Raw genomic sequence first — 1,514 nt, forward strand, 5'->3', positions numbered from 1 at the left:
CAGATGATGGGCACCTTCGGCACCGTCATGACCATCGCCTCGGTCGCCATGACAGGCGTCAACGTCGCCATGCGGGCCAACCCGCTCGGCTTCCTCGTCGGCCTGATCGTGCCCATCGCGGCGTATCTGATCGAGTTCGCCGTCCACTCCGAGACGGGCCGGCGGATCATCCGGCAGGTGTTCCAGCAGGCGCTGAAGGGTTTCCAGGCGGTCTGGAAGTTCCTGCAGCCGGTCATCAAGGCCATCGGCAAGGCGGTGAGCACGTACTTCAAGGCCGTGCAGACGGTCTTCAAGGGGGCGCTCCGGGTCGTCGGCGCGGCCATCGGCGGGATCTCCCGGATCGGCTCCGCCGTCCGGTCCGCCTCGAACGCGCTGCGCGGCATCGCCTCCCGGGCGTTCGGCGGCATCAAGAACGCCGTCAGGCCGGTCGTCTCCTGGATCACCGACAAGATCCCCGGGTTCTTCCGCACCGCCAAGGACGCGGTGAGCAAGTCGCTGACCGGGATCGGTGACCTCATCGAGGGCGCGATGAACACGGTGCTGGGCGTCGTGAAGGGCCCGATCAACGGTCTGATCGCCTTCGCCAACTGGATCATCGACGGGCTCAACGAGCTCAGCTTCGAAATCCCGCTCACGGGCAAGAAGTTCGGCGTCGAACTCGACAAGCTGCCGATGCTGGCCGAGGGCGGCATCGTCTCGCCCGGCACCCCGGACGACTACCGCATCGATTCCCTGTCGCAGCTGGAGAACCGGCGGGTCCCGGCCCTCACCGAGCCGCCGCCGCCACCGCACCGCGTGCGGGAGTTCCGCGAGGTGGAGGGGGCCGGGCCGCGGGCGACCGCCGAGGACCTCCTGTTCCTCATGACCGCTCACCAGCGGGTGAACACCCGGGAGCGGGCCGCCGCCCTCCGCTGGGCCTCCTGAGCGACCCGCCGCAGCACCCCACGGAGCGCACGACCCGCCCACCGCTGACCCCATCCGAAGTGAGGTGACGGCCCCATGGCCGAGACCACTCCCCCGTACGCCGGAAATTCCTACACCGCCGACCTCGCGCCCGGCTCGCTCATCACCCAGGACGGGCAGGTGCAGTGGGCCGGGCTCCTCATCGGGCCCGGCACTCCCTTCGCCGTCGACAAGTCCGGCCTGTCGGGCTGGGAGGACCTGCCCGAGTACGACTCCTCCGACGCCGACCGGCCGACCTCGCACGGCGCCTGGCCGGGCGCGCGCTTCGCCAAGCCGCGCAAGATCGGCGGCACGATCGTGCTCATGCCGGAGCAGGGCGGCACGGCCGAGGCCGTCCGCGCCCTGCGCCAGGCGCTCGCCCTGCTGGACGAGGAGCGCTGGCTGACCGTCCGGCTCCACGGCGAGCTGCTCACCGTCCGAGCCCGTATCGCCCAGCGCGTGGTCCCGGCCGACCAGGGCTTCGCCACCCAGGGCAGTTCGCGCATGTCGGTGCAGTGGCTGGCCTCCGACCCGCGCCGGTACGCGGTGAACGAGCAGATCTCCAGCACCAC

At 70.7% G+C, this 1,514-nt stretch carries 1 protein-coding gene and 1 pseudogene; both read left to right on the top strand.

Translation table 11 applies throughout. The features are described 5' to 3' along the window. Positions 1 to 924 (top strand): tape-measure protein (locus RIF68_RS36325; RefSeq protein WP_309056030.1); only part of this gene is annotated, 924 nt, incomplete at its 5' end. 75 nt (positions 925 to 999) lie between these two features. Then, positions 1,000 to 1,514: pseudogene (locus RIF68_RS36330) on the top strand (phage tail protein); the annotation flags it as partial.

This window comes from Streptomyces sp. (genome assembly GCF_031178505.1).
In the GTDB taxonomy this organism is placed as follows: Bacteria; Actinomycetota; Actinomycetes; order Streptomycetales; family Streptomycetaceae; genus Streptomyces; species Streptomyces gulbargensis.